Origin of the sequence: Ruminococcus sp. AF20-12LB (assembly GCF_003478985.1) — a bacterium.
Classification (GTDB): Bacteria; Bacillota; Clostridia; order Lachnospirales; family Lachnospiraceae; genus Blautia_A.
Genome location: NZ_QUGH01000012.1, coordinates 70,715 through 88,446, shown reverse-complemented (window position 1 = coordinate 88,446; position 17,732 = coordinate 70,715). Strand labels below are relative to the sequence as shown.

At 44.6% G+C, this 17,732-nt stretch carries 22 protein-coding genes and 1 tRNA gene; 17 read left to right on the top strand and 6 right to left on the bottom strand.

What is annotated here, in order from left to right; all coding sequences use genetic code 11:
- Window positions 1–32 precede the first annotated feature (32 nt).
- From DWX61_RS14625 to atpC, 14 genes are all read left to right on the top strand, one after another.
- Complete coding sequence (locus tag DWX61_RS14625) at window positions 33–500, top strand: metallophosphoesterase family protein (protein ID WP_118626032.1); 468 nt, start codon at window positions 33–35, stop codon at window positions 498–500.
- A gap of 272 nt (window positions 501–772) precedes the next feature.
- The gene (locus tag DWX61_RS14620) at window positions 773–1,135 is read left to right on the top strand and encodes a CidA/LrgA family protein (protein WP_015525571.1); all 363 of its coding nucleotides are present in this window, start codon (window positions 773–775) and stop codon (window positions 1,133–1,135) included.
- On the top strand, window positions 1,132–1,824 hold the full coding sequence (locus DWX61_RS14615) for an LrgB family protein (protein ID WP_118514072.1): 693 nt from the start codon (window positions 1,132–1,134) through the stop codon (window positions 1,822–1,824). The genes DWX61_RS14620 and DWX61_RS14615 overlap by 4 nt, the downstream gene beginning before the upstream one ends.
- A gap of 391 nt (window positions 1,825–2,215) precedes the next feature.
- A complete protein-coding gene (locus DWX61_RS14610; protein ID WP_059086214.1) occupies window positions 2,216–2,470 on the top strand; it encodes a hypothetical protein in 255 nt (84 codons plus the stop codon).
- Between the two features lie 19 nt (window positions 2,471–2,489).
- On the top strand, window positions 2,490–3,476 hold the full coding sequence (locus DWX61_RS14605; RefSeq protein ID WP_118626030.1) for a helix-turn-helix transcriptional regulator: 987 nt from the start codon (window positions 2,490–2,492) through the stop codon (window positions 3,474–3,476).
- Window positions 3,477–3,753: 277 nt separating this feature from the next.
- Window positions 3,754–4,728 carry a biotin--[acetyl-CoA-carboxylase] ligase gene (locus DWX61_RS14600; RefSeq protein WP_118368484.1) on the top strand — a complete coding sequence of 325 codons (975 nt, stop codon included), beginning with the start codon at window positions 3,754–3,756 and terminating at the stop codon, window positions 4,726–4,728.
- A gap of 146 nt (window positions 4,729–4,874) precedes the next feature.
- Entirely contained in the window at window positions 4,875–5,591 is a 717-nt protein-coding gene (locus tag DWX61_RS14595) for a F0F1 ATP synthase subunit A (protein ID WP_173754044.1), read from the top strand.
- A 63-nt stretch (window positions 5,592–5,654) separates the two neighbouring features.
- Window positions 5,655–5,873 carry an ATP synthase F0 subunit C gene (gene atpE, locus DWX61_RS14590; RefSeq protein WP_021652814.1) on the top strand — a complete coding sequence of 73 codons (219 nt, stop codon included), beginning with the start codon at window positions 5,655–5,657 and terminating at the stop codon, window positions 5,871–5,873.
- Window positions 5,874–5,923: 50 nt separating this feature from the next.
- A complete protein-coding gene (atpF, locus tag DWX61_RS14585) occupies window positions 5,924–6,424 on the top strand; it encodes a F0F1 ATP synthase subunit B (protein ID WP_022427145.1) in 501 nt (166 codons plus the stop codon).
- Window positions 6,405–6,908, top strand: coding sequence for an ATP synthase F1 subunit delta (atpH, locus tag DWX61_RS14580; RefSeq protein ID WP_118368482.1), 504 nt, complete (start codon window positions 6,405–6,407; stop codon window positions 6,906–6,908). The genes atpF and atpH overlap by 20 nt, the downstream gene beginning before the upstream one ends.
- A gap of 7 nt (window positions 6,909–6,915) precedes the next feature.
- Complete coding sequence (atpA, locus tag DWX61_RS14575; protein WP_021652816.1) at window positions 6,916–8,424, top strand: F0F1 ATP synthase subunit alpha; 1,509 nt, start codon at window positions 6,916–6,918, stop codon at window positions 8,422–8,424.
- Window positions 8,425–8,432: 8 nt separating this feature from the next.
- Entirely contained in the window at window positions 8,433–9,323 is an 891-nt protein-coding gene (gene atpG / locus DWX61_RS14570; RefSeq protein ID WP_118368481.1) for an ATP synthase F1 subunit gamma, read from the top strand.
- 5 nt (window positions 9,324–9,328) lie between these two features.
- Window positions 9,329–10,726, top strand: a complete 1,398-nt coding sequence (atpD, locus tag DWX61_RS14565; RefSeq protein ID WP_118062354.1) for a F0F1 ATP synthase subunit beta — start codon at window positions 9,329–9,331, stop codon at window positions 10,724–10,726.
- Between the two features lie 9 nt (window positions 10,727–10,735).
- Window positions 10,736–11,143: an ATP synthase F1 subunit epsilon gene (gene atpC / locus DWX61_RS14560; protein WP_118368480.1), complete on the top strand. Its 408-nt coding sequence runs from the start codon at window positions 10,736–10,738 to the stop codon at window positions 11,141–11,143.
- Window positions 11,144–11,205: 62 nt separating this feature from the next.
- On the opposite strand, the gene DWX61_RS14555 is transcribed toward atpC, so the two are convergent.
- The 3 genes from DWX61_RS14555 to DWX61_RS14545 are packed head-to-tail and all read right to left on the bottom strand — an operon-like array spanning window position 11,206 to window position 12,925.
- Window positions 11,206–11,892, bottom strand: a complete 687-nt coding sequence (locus DWX61_RS14555) for a hypothetical protein (RefSeq protein ID WP_118368479.1) — start codon at window positions 11,890–11,892, stop codon at window positions 11,206–11,208.
- A 4-nt stretch (window positions 11,893–11,896) separates the two neighbouring features.
- Window positions 11,897–12,391 (bottom strand): hypothetical protein, encoded by a 495-nt coding sequence (locus tag DWX61_RS14550; protein ID WP_118607848.1) that lies wholly within the window; start codon window positions 12,389–12,391, stop codon window positions 11,897–11,899.
- Window positions 12,392–12,925, bottom strand: a complete 534-nt coding sequence (locus DWX61_RS14545; protein WP_118607847.1) for an RNA polymerase sigma factor — start codon at window positions 12,923–12,925, stop codon at window positions 12,392–12,394. It abuts the gene before it with no gap.
- Window positions 12,926–13,066: 141 nt separating this feature from the next.
- Between DWX61_RS14545 and DWX61_RS14540 the strand changes: the two genes are divergently transcribed.
- The gene (locus tag DWX61_RS14540) at window positions 13,067–14,227 is read left to right on the top strand and encodes an alanyl-tRNA editing protein (RefSeq protein WP_118607846.1); all 1,161 of its coding nucleotides are present in this window, start codon (window positions 13,067–13,069) and stop codon (window positions 14,225–14,227) included.
- Window positions 14,228–14,232: 5 nt separating this feature from the next.
- Window positions 14,233–15,123 carry an amidohydrolase family protein gene (locus tag DWX61_RS14535; protein ID WP_118607958.1) on the top strand — a complete coding sequence of 297 codons (891 nt, stop codon included), beginning with the start codon at window positions 14,233–14,235 and terminating at the stop codon, window positions 15,121–15,123.
- Here DWX61_RS14535 and DWX61_RS14530 read toward each other — a convergent pair.
- From DWX61_RS14530 to DWX61_RS14520, 3 genes are all read right to left on the bottom strand, one after another.
- Entirely contained in the window at window positions 15,093–16,256 is a 1,164-nt protein-coding gene (locus tag DWX61_RS14530) for a hypothetical protein (protein ID WP_118607845.1), read from the bottom strand. The genes DWX61_RS14535 and DWX61_RS14530 overlap by 31 nt on opposite strands.
- A gap of 26 nt (window positions 16,257–16,282) precedes the next feature.
- On the bottom strand, window positions 16,283–16,483 hold the full coding sequence (locus tag DWX61_RS14525; protein WP_118607844.1) for a hypothetical protein: 201 nt from the start codon (window positions 16,481–16,483) through the stop codon (window positions 16,283–16,285).
- A gap of 127 nt (window positions 16,484–16,610) precedes the next feature.
- Entirely contained in the window at window positions 16,611–17,375 is a 765-nt protein-coding gene (locus DWX61_RS14520) for a GNAT family N-acetyltransferase (RefSeq protein ID WP_118514048.1), read from the bottom strand.
- Window positions 17,376–17,644: 269 nt separating this feature from the next.
- On the opposite strand from DWX61_RS14520, the gene DWX61_RS14515 reads away from it, so the two are divergent.
- Window positions 17,645–17,716: transfer RNA gene (locus DWX61_RS14515), tRNA-Glu, on the top strand.
- Window positions 17,717–17,732 lie beyond the last annotated feature (16 nt).

Here is a 17,732-nt window from a genome sequence, read left to right as displayed (position 1 = left end):
TAATGATAAAGGATTGGAGCAGGATAGAGATCATGAAAGAAAAAATAGGCATCATATCAGACACTCACGGCCTTCTGCGGCCTGAGGTACTGGAAATCTTAAAAGACTGTAAGTATATCCTCCATGCCGGAGATGTCAATAAAGACGAGATCCTGGATGTACTGCGTTCCATGGGGAATCTCTATGTGGTCCGTGGAAATAATGATAAAGACTGGGCGGAAAATCTCCGCACCAGTCTAAGCTTTACCATTGGCGGCGTGAAATTTTTTATGGTCCATAACAAAAAAGACATTGCATGGGAGCTGGGGGACACCCAGGTGGTCATCTTCGGGCATACTCACAAATATTTCGAGAAGATGATCGATGACAGACTGTGGCTGAATCCGGGAAGCTGTGGAAGAAGCCGCTTTGGCGGGGAGGTTACCATGGCGGTGATGACTGTAGAGGATGGAAAATATCAGGTGGAAAAAATTATTTTGGCGGAGAATTCCGGAAAATGATAAAAATTTTGTTTAAAGATCCTTTTGCGCGGATATGTTTCTGGGGATTACTGGAATACGCTGATGCATAAAAGGATTTTTTGTATTTTATTGGATACAATCCTTGTAATTTTGGATTTGTAGCGTATAATTAGAAAACGTTTAAAACAAAAGTGGTCTTACCACTTTTGCAAAAATCGTTTGAGCGCAGAATGTGAACGTAGCTGCGTTCATGAGTATGCAGTAAAGCAAAATGTGAATATGCGCTTTACATGAATCAGGAGGGATGCAACATGAAGCATGTGCAGCAGTTTAGCATCATCCTGTTGATTTCCGTCATTGGAGAATTACTGAAAACCTTTCTTCCACTTCCGGTACCGGCCAGTGTCTATGGACTGATCATTATGCTGGTGGCTTTGCTCACAGGTATTCTGAAGCTGGATCAGGTCAAAGGTGCGGCAGATTTTCTGGTTGAGATCATGCCGGTGATGTTTGTACCGGCAGGTGCGGGACTGATCACAGCCTGGAGCACTCTGAAACCGATCTGTGTACCGGTTCTCATCATGACGTTTATCAGCACGGTGATCGTAATGGTCGTAACAGGAAAAGTAACACAGGGAGTGATTCGTATGGGAAAGAGAGGAACTGAAAAATGATGGAATTCATAAAAAACTCCGCATTTTTCGGAGCAATGATAAGTCTGATCGCCTATGAGATCGGTCTGATCCTGAAAAAAAAGTTTAAAATGGCGATCTTTAATCCGCTTTTGATCTCCATCATCTGTGTTATCGGTGTTCTTTTGCTCTTCCATATTGATTATGATGATTACAATGAAGGTGGAAAATATATCAGCTATCTGCTGACCCCGGCAACGGTCTGTCTGGCAGTGCCCCTTTATGAGCAGATCCATCTGCTGAAAAAAAATCTCAAGGCAGTGGCTGCCGGAATCTTTTCCGGAACGCTGGCCGGGCTTTGCAGTGTTCTGCTTATGGCGAAATTGTTTGGCTTTGATCATCAGGAATATGTCACTATGCTTCCGAAGTCTATCACAACTGCCATCGGAATGGGCGTTTCCGAGGAGCTTGGCGGTATCGTGACCATCACCGTTGCCGTGATCATCATCACAGGAGTTCTGGGAAATATGATCGCAGAGGTTGTCTACAAGGTCGCAAAGATCGAGGAGCCGATCGCAAAGGGCCTTGGACTTGGAACATCTGCCCATGCCATCGGAACTGCCAAAGCCATGGAGCTTGGCCCGGTAGAAGGAGCCATGAGCAGCCTTGCCATTGCAGTTGCCGGATTGCTTACGGTTGTCGGCGCATCGGTGTTTGCGGGAATGATGTAAATATTCATTTATCGGTGTTAAAGTTAAATCCATAGAAGAATAAAAATGTGTGAAAGGTCTGTCATATATGGCAGGCTTTTTTCTTTGGTCAGAATATCCTGGGCAGTTCACGAAAAGTAGTTACTGAGAACGGAGTGAACAATAACCACAGAAAAGGAAACCGGAGATGATTTTACTTCGGATGCAACAGAAGTGCCGGATGCAGCATTCTTTTTTGTGGATCTTAAAGACGAACATATTTTTGTATAAAATAAACAAATGTTCGGAAAAACCATGTTTATACCGTTTTATTGGACTAAAAATGAGCTATAATGCAAACATACAGAAAATATGTTTGGAAAATATGTTCGATAAATCGTGAGACGAACATAGGACAGGGAGGATGGATCTTATGTGGAATACAGAGAGCAGCAGGAAGGCAGTATTGGCGGAAGGAAGATATGTGGAAGCTGAGAACGGACATTGCGGCAGACAGAAGCTTTCCTCAGGAATGGCAATGGTACTGGGCGCACTTCTTACAATGGAGATCATGCTTGGCGGGGCAATGCTGTTTAATTTTGATTTCCGTGGAGCAGATATCGTTGCCGTTGTATTGTCATTCATGGTATTATATTTTGCAGTGGTGGCATCACTGACAGACAAGTAGAAGAACGGAGGGAGAGAGGATGCCAAGGGTCTTTAACCAGAAGATTAAAATTTTATATCTGATGCGCATTTTTCTGGAGCAGACGGACGAAGAGCATCCGATGTCTGTGAAGGAGCTGATCTCCTATCTAAATAGTCTGGGAATCAGTGCAGAGCGTAAGACTGTCTATGATGATATTGAAACCCTGCGGAATTTTGGAATGGATATCCTGAACCGGCGGGAGCACCCGGCCGGTTTTTATCTTGCCAGCCGGGAATTTGAGCTTCCGGAGCTGAGACTTCTGGTGGATGCAGTGCAGTCCTCCAGATGTATCACCAATGGGAAATCCCGACAGCTGATCAAGAAGCTGGAGAGCCTTGCCAGTGTTTATGAGTCCAGACAGCTGCGGCGACAGGGATTTGCAGAGAACAGCATCCGGACTGTAAACGAGAATGTGTATTACAGTATTGATATGATCCAGCGTGCATTAACTGAAGACAGGCAGATTTCTTTTCAATATTGTGAATGGACTGTGGAGAAGAAGCTGTATCCGGAGAATGAGGGGGAACGATATTCGGTCAGTCCCTGGGGACTTGTATGGCAGAATGAGGAGTATTATCTGATCACTTATGACGAGAAGTGTGGAAGGGTTAAGCAGTATCAGGTAGATAAGCTCCAGCAGATCCGTATAGAGAAGGAAGTGCGATGCGGCAGAGAATTTTTTGAGAATTATAATATAGGGGAGCTGACATCCAGGACCTTCGGGATGTTTGGTGGAAAAGAGAAAACCATATGTCTGGAAGCACATAACCGCTTAGTCGGGGTGGTGCTGGATCGGTTTGGCAGAGATATTATGATACACAGGAAGGATCCTGAACATTTCAAAACACTGGTTCGTGTAAATATCAGTGACCAGTTCTTTGGCTGGATAGCCAGTCTTGGCCCGGATGCGGTGATCGCGTCACCGGATGAGGTTCGCGATAAGTACCGGGAATTTCTTGAGAAAAGTCTTTCTAATTACAAATGATAAATATATGATAAAGAAAATCTGTATATAATAAAGATTCAGGAAAATTCACTCCTGAGTCTGCAGGTTTTCAACAGAAATAATATATAAAAAAAATAAATGAAAACAGACAAAAATGAGAAAAATTATATAATAACTGTAACTGAAATATAAAAATAATATAGATAGCATATGTGAAAAAGATAATAGACATTGCGATGTTTAAGTGCTATAATGCTTTCGACTCTTAGAAGGGAATAAATTTTGCCATTTCAGGCAGATTACGGACGGTGAAGATATGACTGTAAAAGCAAGAATGCTGAAGCTTCTGGAGCAGCGCGAGAATGAACTGATATCCGGAGAGGCGGCAGCAGCAGAACTAAACTGCACAAGGGCAGCCATCTGGAAAGCTGTGAAATCCCTTCGTGAAGAGGGATATACCATAGAAGCTGGACCAAACAAAGGCTATGTGCTTCGAGGAGGCAGCCGTTTATCGGAAGAAGGAATACGGCTTTACCTCGATCATCCGGATGTCCCTGTAAAAATATACAGAGAACTGGATTCTACAAACCGGGCAGCCAAGGAGGCTGCATTTTCAGGAGAAGCAGGTCATGGTGCACTGATACTGGCGCGCAGACAGAAAAGCGGAAGAGGCCGAAGAGGCCGAAGTTTTTATTCTCCTGAAAATGCAGGACTTTATATGAGTATCGTTCTAAGACCGGACCGGACTCTGAAGGAAGGACTCCTGATCACTACAGCGGCGGCAACTGCAGTGTGCCGTGCAGTGAAGAAAATCTGCGGGATCGACCTTGGAATCAAATGGGTCAATGATCTGTATCTTCATAATAAGAAAGTGTGTGGGATACTGACAGAGGCTGTTACAGACTTTGAAAGTGGGAACATTGAGTTTGCAGTTGTAGGAATTGGTTTGAATCTGTATATGCCGGAAGATGGGTTTCCTGAAGATATACAGGAAACGGCTGGAGCATTATTTGAAAACAGGAAGGACGCAGAGCATATAAACTGCAGTATTCTTGTGGCAGAGATCGTCAATCAGCTTCTTATGGAAGTGGAGACTCCGGGACTTTCCAGAGAATATACAGAAAATAATATCATTCCTGGAAACATGATCGTGATCACAGACGGACAGTGTACGAGGGAAGCTTATGCAGAATCCATAGCACCAGATGGAAGGCTTCTTGTAAGAGAACAGGATGGTTCAGAAACCCTGCTTTCTTATGGAGAGGTATCTGTACGCAGAAAGTCGGATTAAGGTCAATTGAAATAAATTGTGTATTTTGTATAAAAAACAGATTCTTTTTTGTACAAAACAGGCAAAAATAATATTGACATTCTGGAAATGCGGAGTAAAATAAAGTCAACTACAAGGCGTGGTCATACCAATTATAAAAAGATGCGATCAGCGCCAAGAGAAAAGGAGGGAGAAAAACGGGAGATTTATCAAGTACACTGGCAGAAGAGCTAAACAGTAAGACAGCCTTTACCATTCCGGTGTTTGGTGGAATACCAATTGCAGAATGTGTGGTAGTCACATGGGTCATCATGGCGGTTCTTGTGATTCTGTCTCTGATCTTAGTTCGGAATCTCAGTGTGGAAAATCCGGGTAAGAAGCAGCTGCTTCTGGAAACCGGGGTAAGTTTTCTTCAGGATTTCTTCATGGGTATCCTTGGAGAAGAAGGCAAACAGTATGTGCCTTATTTGATGTCAACCGTAATCTACATCGGAATAGCCAATATCGCAGGCGTATTTGGTTTTACACCACCGACGAAGGACATGAATGTTACCATTGCGCTGGCGCTGATGAGCATTATTCTGATCGAGTATGCAGGCTTTCATAAGAGGGGATTGAAGGGTTTCCTGAAAAGCTTTGCGGAGCCGGTTCCGATCATGCTTCCGATCAACATTCTGGAAATAGCGATCAGGCCTACATCTCTCTGCATGCGGTTGTTCGGTAATGTTCTGGGAAGCTTCGTAGTTATGAAGCTGCTGGAGTTTGTTTGTCCGGCCATTCTTCCCATACCATTCAGCCTGTATTTTGATTTCTTCGATGGATTCATACAGGCGTATGTATTTGTATTTTTAACATCCTTGTTCATCAAGGAAGCAATTGAGTAGTGAAGCGGAAGCTCCGCTTGATCTAAAAATGAAAAAAATTGTATTTTACAGGAGGAAAAAACTATGTTAATCGCAATTGGTGCAGCTATCGCAGTTCTTACAGGTATTGGAGCAGGTATTGGTATCGGTCTTGCAACATCTAAAGCAGTAGAAGCTATCGCAAGACAGCCAGAGGCAGAGAGCAAGATCAGTAAAGCACTTCTTCTTGGATGTGCTCTTGCAGAGGCAACAGCTATTTACGGTTTCGTAATCGGTCTTCTGATCATCATCATGCTTGGCTAATAGGTAAAGACGAGATACTAATTCAGGATTAAGAGAGGCAGGTGGACCAGGTGATTAAAATTGATATCAACCTTGTCTTTACTATTATAAACCTGATCGTTCTTTATCTTTTAATGAAGAAGTTCCTTTTCGGCCCGATCATTGGTGTTATGGAGAAAAGAAAAGCCATGATCGATGAGCAGTTTGCTTCAGCAGAGAAGACAACCACTGAAGCAAACCAGCTGAAAGGACAGTATGAGGATGCACTGAAATCTGCGAAGGAGGAATCCTTCAGTATTGTAGAGCAGGCTAAGGACGAGGCAAAAGTACAGGCAGACAGCATCGTGAAGAGAGCTAATGATCAGGCTGGCCAGATTCTTGAGAAAGCAAGAAGAGACATCAGCACTGAGCAGGAAGCTGCTATGAAAGCGATGGAAGGCAAAGTGGCTGAGCTGGCAATGGATGCAGCATCCAGAATCATGGGAAAAAAGAACGACGAAGCACAGGATATGTCCCTATATGACCAGTTTTTAGAAGGAGCAGGTGATCCTCATGACAGAGACGTCCATTAATTATGCAAAAGCATTATACGGTCTTTCTGTCCCGGGGGAGGCAATCTGCGAAACAGGAAAGATTTTTAAGAATACACCTGAGATAGGTAAAATGCTTGAAAATCCACTTGTTTCCCTCAAAGAAAAAGAACAGGTAATAGAGCGGATTTTTCCGCAGGAAATGAAGAGTTTTCTTAAAGTAACGTGTAAGTATCAGAAGATTGACAGAATCGGAGAGATCCTTGAAGCTTATGATGCTTACAGCCGGGAACAGAAAGGAATTCTCAAGGCAGAGCTTCTTTATGTAACACGTCCTGCCGAAGAGCAGGAAAATAAGATGAAGGAGTTTCTCCGTAGCCAGTTTTCTGCCAGAGAAGTGGAACTTACCCTTACAGAGGATAAAAGCCTTGTAGGTGGATTTGTTCTCCGGGCAGGAGATCGTGAGTACGACTGGAGCCTCATCGGACGTTATAAGAAACTGAAACAGAAATTAACCCGGAGGTGAAATTGAATTGGGTGCAATAAATCCAGATGAAATCATTTCGATTCTCAAGGAAGAAATAAAGAACTATGACGAAATCAGCAAGGACCAGGAAGTAGGCACTGTCATCTCCGTGGGAGATGGCATCGCAACTGTTTATGGTATCGATCATGCCATGTACGGTGAGGTTGTGACCTTCGAGAATGGTCTGAAAGGTATGGTACAGGATGTCCGTGCCAACAGCATGGGATGTATTCTTTTCGGAAAGGATACAGGAATCAAGGAAGGCACCAAGGTTGCCAGAACTGGCAAACAGGCAGGTATTCCGGTAGGTGATAAATTTATCGGAAGAATCGTAAACGCACTTGGTGAGCCTATTGATGGAAAGGGAGAGATCCAGGCAGAGGAATACCGCCCGATCGAGAACCCGGCTCCTGGAATCATCGATCGTAAGTCTGTAACTGTACCTCTGGAAACAGGAATCCTTTCCATTGATTCCATGTTTCCGATCGGCCGTGGACAGCGAGAGCTGATCATCGGCGACAGACAGACAGGTAAAACATCCATCGCAACAGATACGATCATCAACCAGAAAGGTAAGGATGTGATCTGTATCTATGTTGCCATCGGACAGAAAGCTTCTACCGTTGCAAAGGTAGTTTCCAATCTTGAAAAATACGGTGCAATGGAGTATACAACTGTATTCTCCGCAACAGCCAGTGACTGTGCACCGCTTCAGTATATTGCTCCTTACGCTGGTACTGCTCTTGCAGAGTATTTCATGTATCAGGGCAAAGACGTATTGATCGTATATGATGATCTTTCCAAGCATGCAGTGGCATATCGTGCATTGTCACTTCTGCTTGAGCGTTCTCCGGGACGTGAGGCATATCCTGGTGACGTATTCTATCTTCATTCCAGACTTCTGGAGCGTTCCAGCCGTCTGAGTGAAGAGGCAGGCGGCGGATCCATTACGGCACTTCCGATCATCGAGACACAGGCCGGTGATGTATCTGCATACATTCCTACAAACGTAATTTCCATCACAGATGGTCAGATATTCCTGGAAAGTGATCTGTTCTTCTCAGGCATGCGTCCGGCAGTCAATGTTGGTCTTTCCGTATCCCGTGTTGGTGGTGCTGCACAGACCAAGGCTATGAAGAAAGCTTCCGGTAGTGTACGTATCGACCTGGCACAGTACAGAGAGATGGAAGTGTTCACCCAGTTCAGTTCAGATCTGGATGAGGCTACAACTGCACAGCTGAAATACGGAAGCTGTCTGATGGAGCTTCTGAAACAGCCGCTCTGCAGCCCGTTAAGTCTTCATCAGCAGGTAATTACTCTCTGCGTTGCGACTCACAAGCTGATGGTAGATGTAGAAAAGAAAGAGATCAAGAAATATCAGAAGGATCTTCTGGAGTACTTTGATAATGTATATCCTGAGATCGGCAAAGAGATCGAGACTACAAAGCAGCTCTCTGATGAGCTTGTAGAGAAAATCGTAAAGGCGGCAGAAGAATTCAGAGATAAGAGCAGGTAGGTGTTGATATGGCAAATGCAAAAGAAATACAGACTCGTATGAAAAGCATTCAGGACACCATGAAGATCACCAATGCGATGTACATGATTTCTTCTTCCAAGATGCAAAAGGCCAAGAAGATCCTGCAGGATACGGAACCATATTTCTATAATATGCAGGCCGCCATTGCCAGGATCCTCCGTCATATGCCGGATATCCAGCATCCTTTCTTCAGTGAGCGTCATCTTGTTCCGAAGGATGAAAGAAAGGTAGGTACCATTGTCATTACAGGTGATAAAGGTATGGCTGGTGCATACAATCATAATGTACAGAAAATGACAGAAGATTTCATGGAAGAGGTACCGGGACATCACAAGCTGTATGTCCTTGGTATGGTAGGGCGTCAGTATTTCGGCAAGAGAGATGTGGATATGGACGGCAGTTTTCATTATACCGTGCAGAAGCCGACTATGCACAGAGCACGCCTTATCACAGATGAGATCGTACGTGCGTTTTTGGAAAGAGAGCTGGATGAAATTCACATTGTCTATACACAGATGCTGAATGCGATGGCAATGGAAAATGTGAATATGCAGCTTTTACCGCTGAAAAAGGCTGATTTTAAAGTGGGTCAGATTCCGGCAGATATTTATCAGGAGGAGATCGTGTTATCTCCGTCTGCAGATGTACTTCTGGATACTATGATCCCCAACTACCTTACAGGTGTGATCTATGGATGTCTTGTAGAGGCATATGCCAGTGAGAACAGTGCGAGAATGACAGCAATGCAGTCCTCTACAGATAGTGCGAGGGCGATGCTGAAGGATCTTTCCATTCAGTATAATCGAGCACGTCAGGCTGCGATCACGCAGGAGATCACAGAGGTTATCAGCGGTGCTAAAGCACAAAAAAGGAAGTGATGACTATGAATAAAGGTAAGATCGTACAGGTTATGGGACCTGTTGTAGACGTTGTTTTTGAAGACGGACAGCTTCCGGATATCAAGGATGCCCTTGAAGTCGAGAACAACGGTAAGAGATGCGTTATGGAGGTGTCCCAGCACCTTGGAAATAATATCGTGCGCTGCATCATGCTGGGAGCCAGCGAGGGCCTGCAGCGAGACAGAGAAGTAACAGCTACCGGAAGCGGTATCAAGGTTCCGGTTGGAGATAAAACACTTGGTCGTCTGTTCAACGTTCTTGGAGATACCGTAGATGGCGGTGATTCCCTGGACGGTGAGGAGCATTGGGTCATCCATCGTGATCCGCCTTCATTTGAAGAGCAGAAACCGGCAGTTGAGATCCTGGAAACAGGTATCAAGGTTATCGATCTTCTTGCTCCATATGCAAAAGGTGGTAAGATCGGTCTGTTCGGTGGTGCCGGTGTTGGTAAGACAGTCCTTATCCAGGAGCTGATCCAGAATATCGCTACCGAGCATGGTGGATATTCTATTTTCACCGGTGTCGGTGAGCGTTCCCGTGAGGGTAATGACCTTTGGACAGAAATGAAGGAATCAGGTGTTCTTGAGAAGACAGCCTTAGTGTTCGGACAGATGAACGAGCCGCCCGGAGCACGTATGCGTGTTGCGGAGACCGGACTTACTATGGCAGAGTATTTCCGTGATCAGGAGCACAGAGACGTACTTCTTTTTATTGATAATATCTTCCGTTTTGTACAGGCAGGATCTGAGGTTTCCGCTCTGCTTGGACGTATGCCGTCCGCAGTAGGATACCAGCCTACACTGGCAACTGAGATGGGTGAGCTTCAGGAGAGGATCGCATCTACCAAGGAAGGATCCGTTACATCCGTACAGGCCGTATATGTACCGGCCGATGACCTGACTGACCCGGCTCCGGCAACAACATTTGCTCATCTGGATGCGACAACGGTTCTTTCCCGTAAGATCGTTGAGCAGGGTATTTATCCGGCTGTAGATCCGCTTGAGTCTACTTCCCGTATCCTGGAGGCAGATATTGTTGGTGAGGAACATTACGAGGTTGCACGTAGAGTACAGGAGATTCTTCAGAAATATAAAGAGCTGCAGGACATCATTGCTATTCTTGGTATGGAGGAGCTCTCAGAGGAAGATAAGCAGACAGTATTTCGTGCAAGAAAGATCCAGAAGTTCCTTTCACAGCCGTTCCATGTAGCTGAGAACTTCACCGGTATCAAAGGTAAATATGTACCGCTGAAAGAGACGATCCGTGGCTTCAAGGCAATCATTGACGGTGAAATGGATGAGTATCCGGAGAACGCATTCTTTAATGTTGGAACCATTGATGATGTAATTGCAAAAGCAAAAGCCGAGGAGAACCGGCAGTAAGGAGCGGCTATGAGTGAGACATTTGGCCTGGAAATATATGCCAGCAATAAACTGGCTTATGCAGGACGTGCTCAGAAGCTTATTATCCCGGCAGTGGATGGTGAGCAGGGATTTCTTGCTCATCATGCGAATGTGGTAGCAACCATTATTCCAGGTGAGATGCGTTTTGAGGATGCAGATGGAAATACACATGTTTTTGCTGTGAGCAGCGGATTTGTTGAGATGATCAATAACCGTGCCAAGCTGTTCTGTCTCAGTGTAGAAAGCCCCGAGGAAATCGATATCCGTCGTGCGCAGGAAGCGAAGGATCGTGCAGAGGAGCAGCTTCGTCAGAAACAGAGTATTATGGAATACCACAGGAGTCAGCTGGCTCTTGCGAGAGCAATGACACGTCTTAAGGTAACACATAAGCAGTAAATTTAAATCATATAAAAAGATCCATTGTCAGGAAACTGACAGTGGATCTTTTTTTCTCTGTGTTATTTTGTGGATGAAGCAGAATCAGAATCGGTATTTTCCAGATCAGCAATGGGAGAAGCTTCAGATGCTGTATCTTTGTCGGAGTTATCAGAAGTATGAACAGGCTTTTCTGTCAGCTGCTGATATGGACGATAGGGTTCCCAGTAATGCTCTTCTTTTGTTTCGGTTTCCTGTTTCAGCTTCTTTTTCTGCTGAGTAAGAAGATAAATACCTGCAGCAATGATACCTGCAGCAATGATGATCTGCGGAAGGCTGTTGCAGATATTGTATACATAGTCGACTATATTAGTCGGTACAATGAGGTACAAAAGACTTGTGAAACGACTCCACAGGATGCAGATACCAAGCAGGATCAGGACCCATGCAGCTGCACTTTGATGCTTTTGTAAGAATTTTCCCATATCACCGGAAAGCTGATCCATGTGAAGAATGTAATTATCCTCTACAGAGTAGAATTCTTCTTCTGATAGGGATTTCAGATTATGGACATTAAAAAAACTATAGAACCATATTACCGGGAGAAACATGGCCAGCCATCCAAGGCCGGTTATGGATGCCAGTGCGATCGATCCCCAGAACAGCAGCATAATGCTGATTCCCTGTTTTTTAAATCCCATGTACATTTCCCCGGCACCGGGGATCAAGGAAAAGATAAATACCCAGAAACCATGTTTTTGTTTTTTCATAAATTTACTTGCCTCCGTTTATAATTTTATTCGTAAGATCATTCAGATTATTACTGATCTTCTGAGAATGTTCACTGAGCTGGGAACCTACCTCTCTGGAAAGCTGATTCAGGCCGGAACCAATGTCAAGGGATGAAGAAATCTTAACTTTTGTTTCCGGTGAAGGATGAAGAGCCGTAAAATCTGTCTGCGATACAGAAAAAAGCATGATCAGCGCAACACCCATACCTACGGCAGTCCGTAAGCCTGCACAGAGAAGCTTCATCCAATAAGCAGTTTCATGTATTTTTCTGGAAGCCTGAACTTCCGGAGAAGCTGCCTTTTTCAGAATTTCATCCTGCAGATAGGATGGAGCATACTCAGAAGCGGCATCCTCATTCTGAAGAAGTTCATCCAGACAGAAATCACATTGATCCATATGCTCCAGAAAACGGATCATTTCATCCGTATTCATGGTTCCGTTCTGGAATTTCTGGAATTCATCCTGTGGTATGTGCATCTAATCACTCCTTTCCAGCAGTGCCTTCAGCATAGATCTGGACCGGTAGATCTGCGTCTGTACTGTTTTGATATTTTTATTCTGCGCTTTTGCAATTTCTGCGGCGGTTTTTTCTTCGCAGAAATGCTCAATGGCAACCTCCCTGTAGGGGCTCTTTAGCGCTGAACATAAATGTCGGATCCGATCCTTGAAATCTTTGTCCAGAAATGCCTCCTCCGGGGAAAACTCTTTATCATGGAGCTGTTCAAAATAGGTGTCCTCTGTGGGAATGGTACGTCTGCCGGCTGCTTTCAGATGATCCAGACATTTTCTGACTGCAATCTTGCTGAGCCAGGCTTTTTCGTAGGTGCCATCAAAACGGGAGAGATTTTTGTAGGCGGAAAGAAAAACATCCTGTGTCAGATCCTCGGCGTCAAAGGGATTGCCCACCGATTTCAGACAAATGGAAAATATTAAATTTTGGTATGTATGTATCAGATATTCCAGATATTCTTCCCGTGTGATGCAATCAGCTCCCTTCTCTTCCCGTTTCATTTATTATAACGCGGAACCTGAAGGAAAGACTTCAGCTTTTATGGAAAAATATGTAAATCATTGGATAAATGCCGTTTTTATATAGCGGGGAGAGAAAATTTGGTCTATACTATAAGTCGTCAAAGCAGAGATGCAGAAAGGATGAGACAAATGACAGAGACGAAACGCTTATATTATGAAGATGTATATAAAAAAGAATTTACAGCCAAAGTCCTGGAGTGCAGAGAAGCCAAAAAAGGCTTTCATATCATTCTGGATGAGAGTGCTTTTTACCCGGAGGGCGGCGGACAGCCAAGCGATACCGGATATCTCAACGATGTGAAAGTAAAGGAAGTGCATGAAAAGGAGGGAGAACTTCTCCATTATACAGATCAGCCGATGGAAGCCGGAACAGAAGTACAGGGACGCATTGACTGGGTAAGAAGGTTTGATCTGATGCAGCAGCATTCCGGTGAGCACATGGTGAGCGGACTGATCCATGAGGCTTACGGATATGATAATGTAGGCTTTCATATGGGGAGCGATACCATTACCATAGATCTGAATGGCCCGTTGGATGAGGTGCAGCTTGCCGAGATCGAGCGGAAAACAAACCAAAAGATATGGGAAGATACGCAGATAAAGATCATATATCCTACAGCGGAGGAACTGGAAAAAATCGACTACCGAAGCAAAAAAGAGCTTACCGGTCAGGTGCGGATCGTAGAATTTCCAGGGGTGGATATCTGTGCCTGCTGCGGAACTCATGTGACACATACCGGAGAGATCGGAATGGTGAAGCTCCTTTCCGTGGAAAAATTCCGTGAAGGTGTCCGTATTGAGATGATCTGCGGAAAACGTGTTCTGAATTATCTGAATATGATCAACGAGCAGAACCATCAGATTTCTGTAAAGCTTTCTGCAAAAATGGATAAGACTGCGCAGGCAGTGGAACGTCTTCAGGAAGAGAATTTCCGCTTGAAAGGACAGGTTGGTCAGCTGGTAGACGACATGTGCCGGAAAGAGGCAGAGCGTTATGCAGGAAGCGGAAGCGTTCTCATCTTTATGGATGGAATGGATGCAGACAGTGTGCGGAAGCTTGCAGATGCGGTGACACAGACCTGCCAGGGCTGCTGTGCGGTTTTTTCCAGAAATGCAGATGGAAGCTATAAATATGCAATGGGTGAAAAGGACGGAGATCTTCGCCGATTTACAAAGGAAATGAATGAGAAATTAAATGGACGCGGAGGTGGGAAGCCGTTTTTTGTACAGGGGTCGGTGCAGGCATCTGAGAAAGAGATCCGAAACTTTTTTGAGCAGTGATGAAAATGTTTGGAGAATGTCATGCACATATATTTCTCAATGGCTATGATTACCGGAAAGCCGTTGAGACACAGAAAAACGGACCCCGGGATGCTCTGATCCGTGCTCATCTTGAGGAATACCGGAAAAGAGGAATCCGTTTTGTGAGAGACGGAGGAGATCATTACGGTGTGTCAAAGCGGGCTTCCAGACTGGCTCCGGAATATGAAATTGACTATCGCACACCGGTTTTTGCCATTTATAAAGAGGGCCATTATGGGAAGATCGTTGGAAAAAGCTTCTCAGACATGAAGGAATATCACAGAAGAGTTCTGGAAGCTGCCGCTGAAGGTGCGGATTTTATCAAGATCATGACTACAGGGCTTCTGGATTTTGCAGATCACGGGAAAATTACGGGAACGCCGCTTTCAGCAGCGGATGTGAAAGAAATGGTACATATTGCTCATGAAGAGGGCTTTGCCGTGATGAGCCATACAAATGGATGCTATGGCGTACAGGCAGCAGTAGAGGCTGGTGTTGACAGTATTGAGCATGGGAACTATATGGATGATGAGACGATTTCCATACTGGCAGACAGTGAAAGCGTGTGGGTTCCGACACTTGTAACTGTGCGGAATCTTAAAGGCTGCGGCAGATTTGAAGATACGATCCTTGCATCTATTATAAAGACAGGCGAGCAGAATCTGAAGAAAGCTTTTGAAAAGAAGGTTCATGTGGCAGTAGGAAGCGATGCCGGTGCATATCAGGTTCTTCACGGCCAGGGTGTACAGGATGAAAGCAGAGCTTTTTTTGATATACTGGGTGATACGCAGGCAGTACGAAGCTGGATGGAAGATGGAGAAAAAAGGATCCGCACCATCTTCCGTCACGGGTCTTCGAATTTAATACAGGTATAAATATTGGAGGTGCGTGATTTCGCAGGGTTGAAAGTAACCCGGAGATCGGCACCTTCTTCCATTCCGCTTGAGGAAAGGTCCGGAACGTTTTCACGGCTGCAGAGGATCTTTACGCCGTCGTATGTCTGGAGCAGCACGGTATTGGCGGTTGTGCCCAGGATCGTGCCGGTTACAGTAGAAGTAATGTTGCGTACTGAAAGTATGTCCGGATCCTCCCCGGTGATTCCACGGATCTTCATGCCGCTGGTGGATTCACCATTAAATTTACCGGTATAGATAATGTTTACATAAGATCCAGGAGCCATTCCTCCTTTGAAATATACAGGAACGGAGGAAAGTGAAACAGTCAGTTCCGAGCCTGTGGTCTGCGGAATGACAGTCATTGTGCCGGTGCTGACATTTACGATCTTTGCACGGAGATGCTGCTCTTTTTTCTTCGGTTCGGGGGAAGGAGTAGGAGTTGCTGCAGGTACTTTCAGTGGATCCGTATCGGAGACACTGATCACTTTTGTGAAACTGCCGTCATACTGCTTGTCACTCACGAGGGTTTCGTTGATGAATTTACCGCGAAAATGGACATAGATCCACTTGCCGGCCTTGAAGCCTTTTTTGTAGTATTGTCTGACACCGGTGACAGGGAAGGTTACAGTATTTCCCTTTTCTGTGACTATCACAAGGGCATTGGAGGTGAGTGATTTCACTTTGCCCTTTAAAGTGCGGTCCTCCAGAGGAGTTTCATTATGATATTTGTCGGTTATTTTGATGGGAGAAATGGTGCTGATATCGGTTCCGGAAAGCTGTCCTTGGTAGATCACACTGACCTGATCACTGGATACAACGCCGTATTTGCATTCAAGTCTTGTCTGGGAAACATCAAATACATAGGTTTCTCCATTGCTGGAAATCGTCAGGTGTGTACCGTCAAAATCCAGCAGTGTGCCGGTAAGCTCATCCATATAAACACGTTCTTCCGTGGAAGGCTCCTGATCTTCCTGTTCTGTGGAATCTGAAGCAGTAACGTCTGAAATTTTATCCTGAAGAGAAATAATATGATCATCGATCTGATCATTGCTGCAGCCTCCCGCAAAAAGGGAAAGGCCGAGAATCATACATGCAGCAGACAGTTTTTTCATTTGTGTCCTCCGACCCGGGATAACGGTCAGTCCTGTTTATCTGTAAGATCATGGTTTTCCGACGCCGGTATAAAGTTAAAGATCTGGCGGAAAGAATCCCATTGCTCACGGCTGTCGATTCCATGGTTGATCAGACCCGTGCATTCAGTACAGGCATTGGTATCCAGATAATTATCGTAATAAATATGATAGGGATTTTGGGTGTTTTTTTCCTGCGGATCGTTCATCGGATCAGTCTCCTTATCGATTGATAAGGATCAGTATATGAAGGCAGGAAAGATTTTATACATATTAAGGGTATTATAGCAAAAAGATTTTTTGATTTCTACAGGGATTTACGGAAAATCCATGCATTTACTGAAAACGTGTTCCTACAGGCTGAACACGGAACCAGTAGGTATAGAAATACTGAAATCCAAGAGAGCTGTAAAGCTTTTCTGCGGAAGCATTGTTTTTTACCACTTGAAGATAGGCGTGGCTGGCGCCTCTTTTTTTGCCCTCATTGAGAAGACCGGTACAGATCTGACGGGCATATCCTCTGCGGCGATAATCTTCACGCACATGAATGGCATAGATACCGATGTAGTCGCGATCCAGGATCCCAAGACCTGTGGCAATGATCTCGCCGTTTTTTGTTATGGAAGCGCAGACAGTTTCCTTAAGAATGGCACGGTACATGGAAGGAACGACGCTTCGATGAATCGGATTTGTAGTTCTTTTCAGGTCAAAAAGGCTGTGAATCCAGAAATCCGGAATTTCATCGGAAAAAAGCACATCAGTGACAGGCGCATCCAGAACGGCACTGTCCAGGTCTACAGTCATAACATTTGTTATGTGCTGAACGGAATAGCCTCTGTTTTCCAGCATATAGTCAAAATCCGGGGATACAAGGGGGCTGATCTTAAAGATCGCAGGAGTTCCCAGACGCTTATAGACCTGTTCGCAGTAGGGGATTTTTTCGCGCCATGGAAGTGTGGAGGTTCCGAACTGTTCCACACTGTTGGTCCTGTGTGTATAAAAATAAGAAAAACGTAAGATCCATCCGTCATAAAGTTCCATTTTATGGGAAGGCCATGCGTTCAGTGACATATCTTCGATTTTTTTGATCGTTGTTTCCATAGTATTACCTTTCTGATATACCGGGTGGATCATTATCCGCAGTTGATTATTTTGGTATTGGTGCTTTGATAGTAGCACTTACACCAGCAGTGGTCAAGCGTACGAAATATCGGAAAATGGGTAAAAAACGAATAAACGTGAAAAACATGAAAATTTTTTAAAAAAATTAAAAAAAGTACTTGCATTTTGAAAGAAAGTGTTATATACTAACGAAGTCGGTTGAGGGAAACAACAAAAAACAAAATCAAACGACAGAAACAAAAGAATATGGCCAGTTGGTCAAGGGGTTAAGACGCCGCCCTCTCACGGCGGAAACACGGGTTCGATTCCCGTACTGGCTATTAACTGAAAGCGATC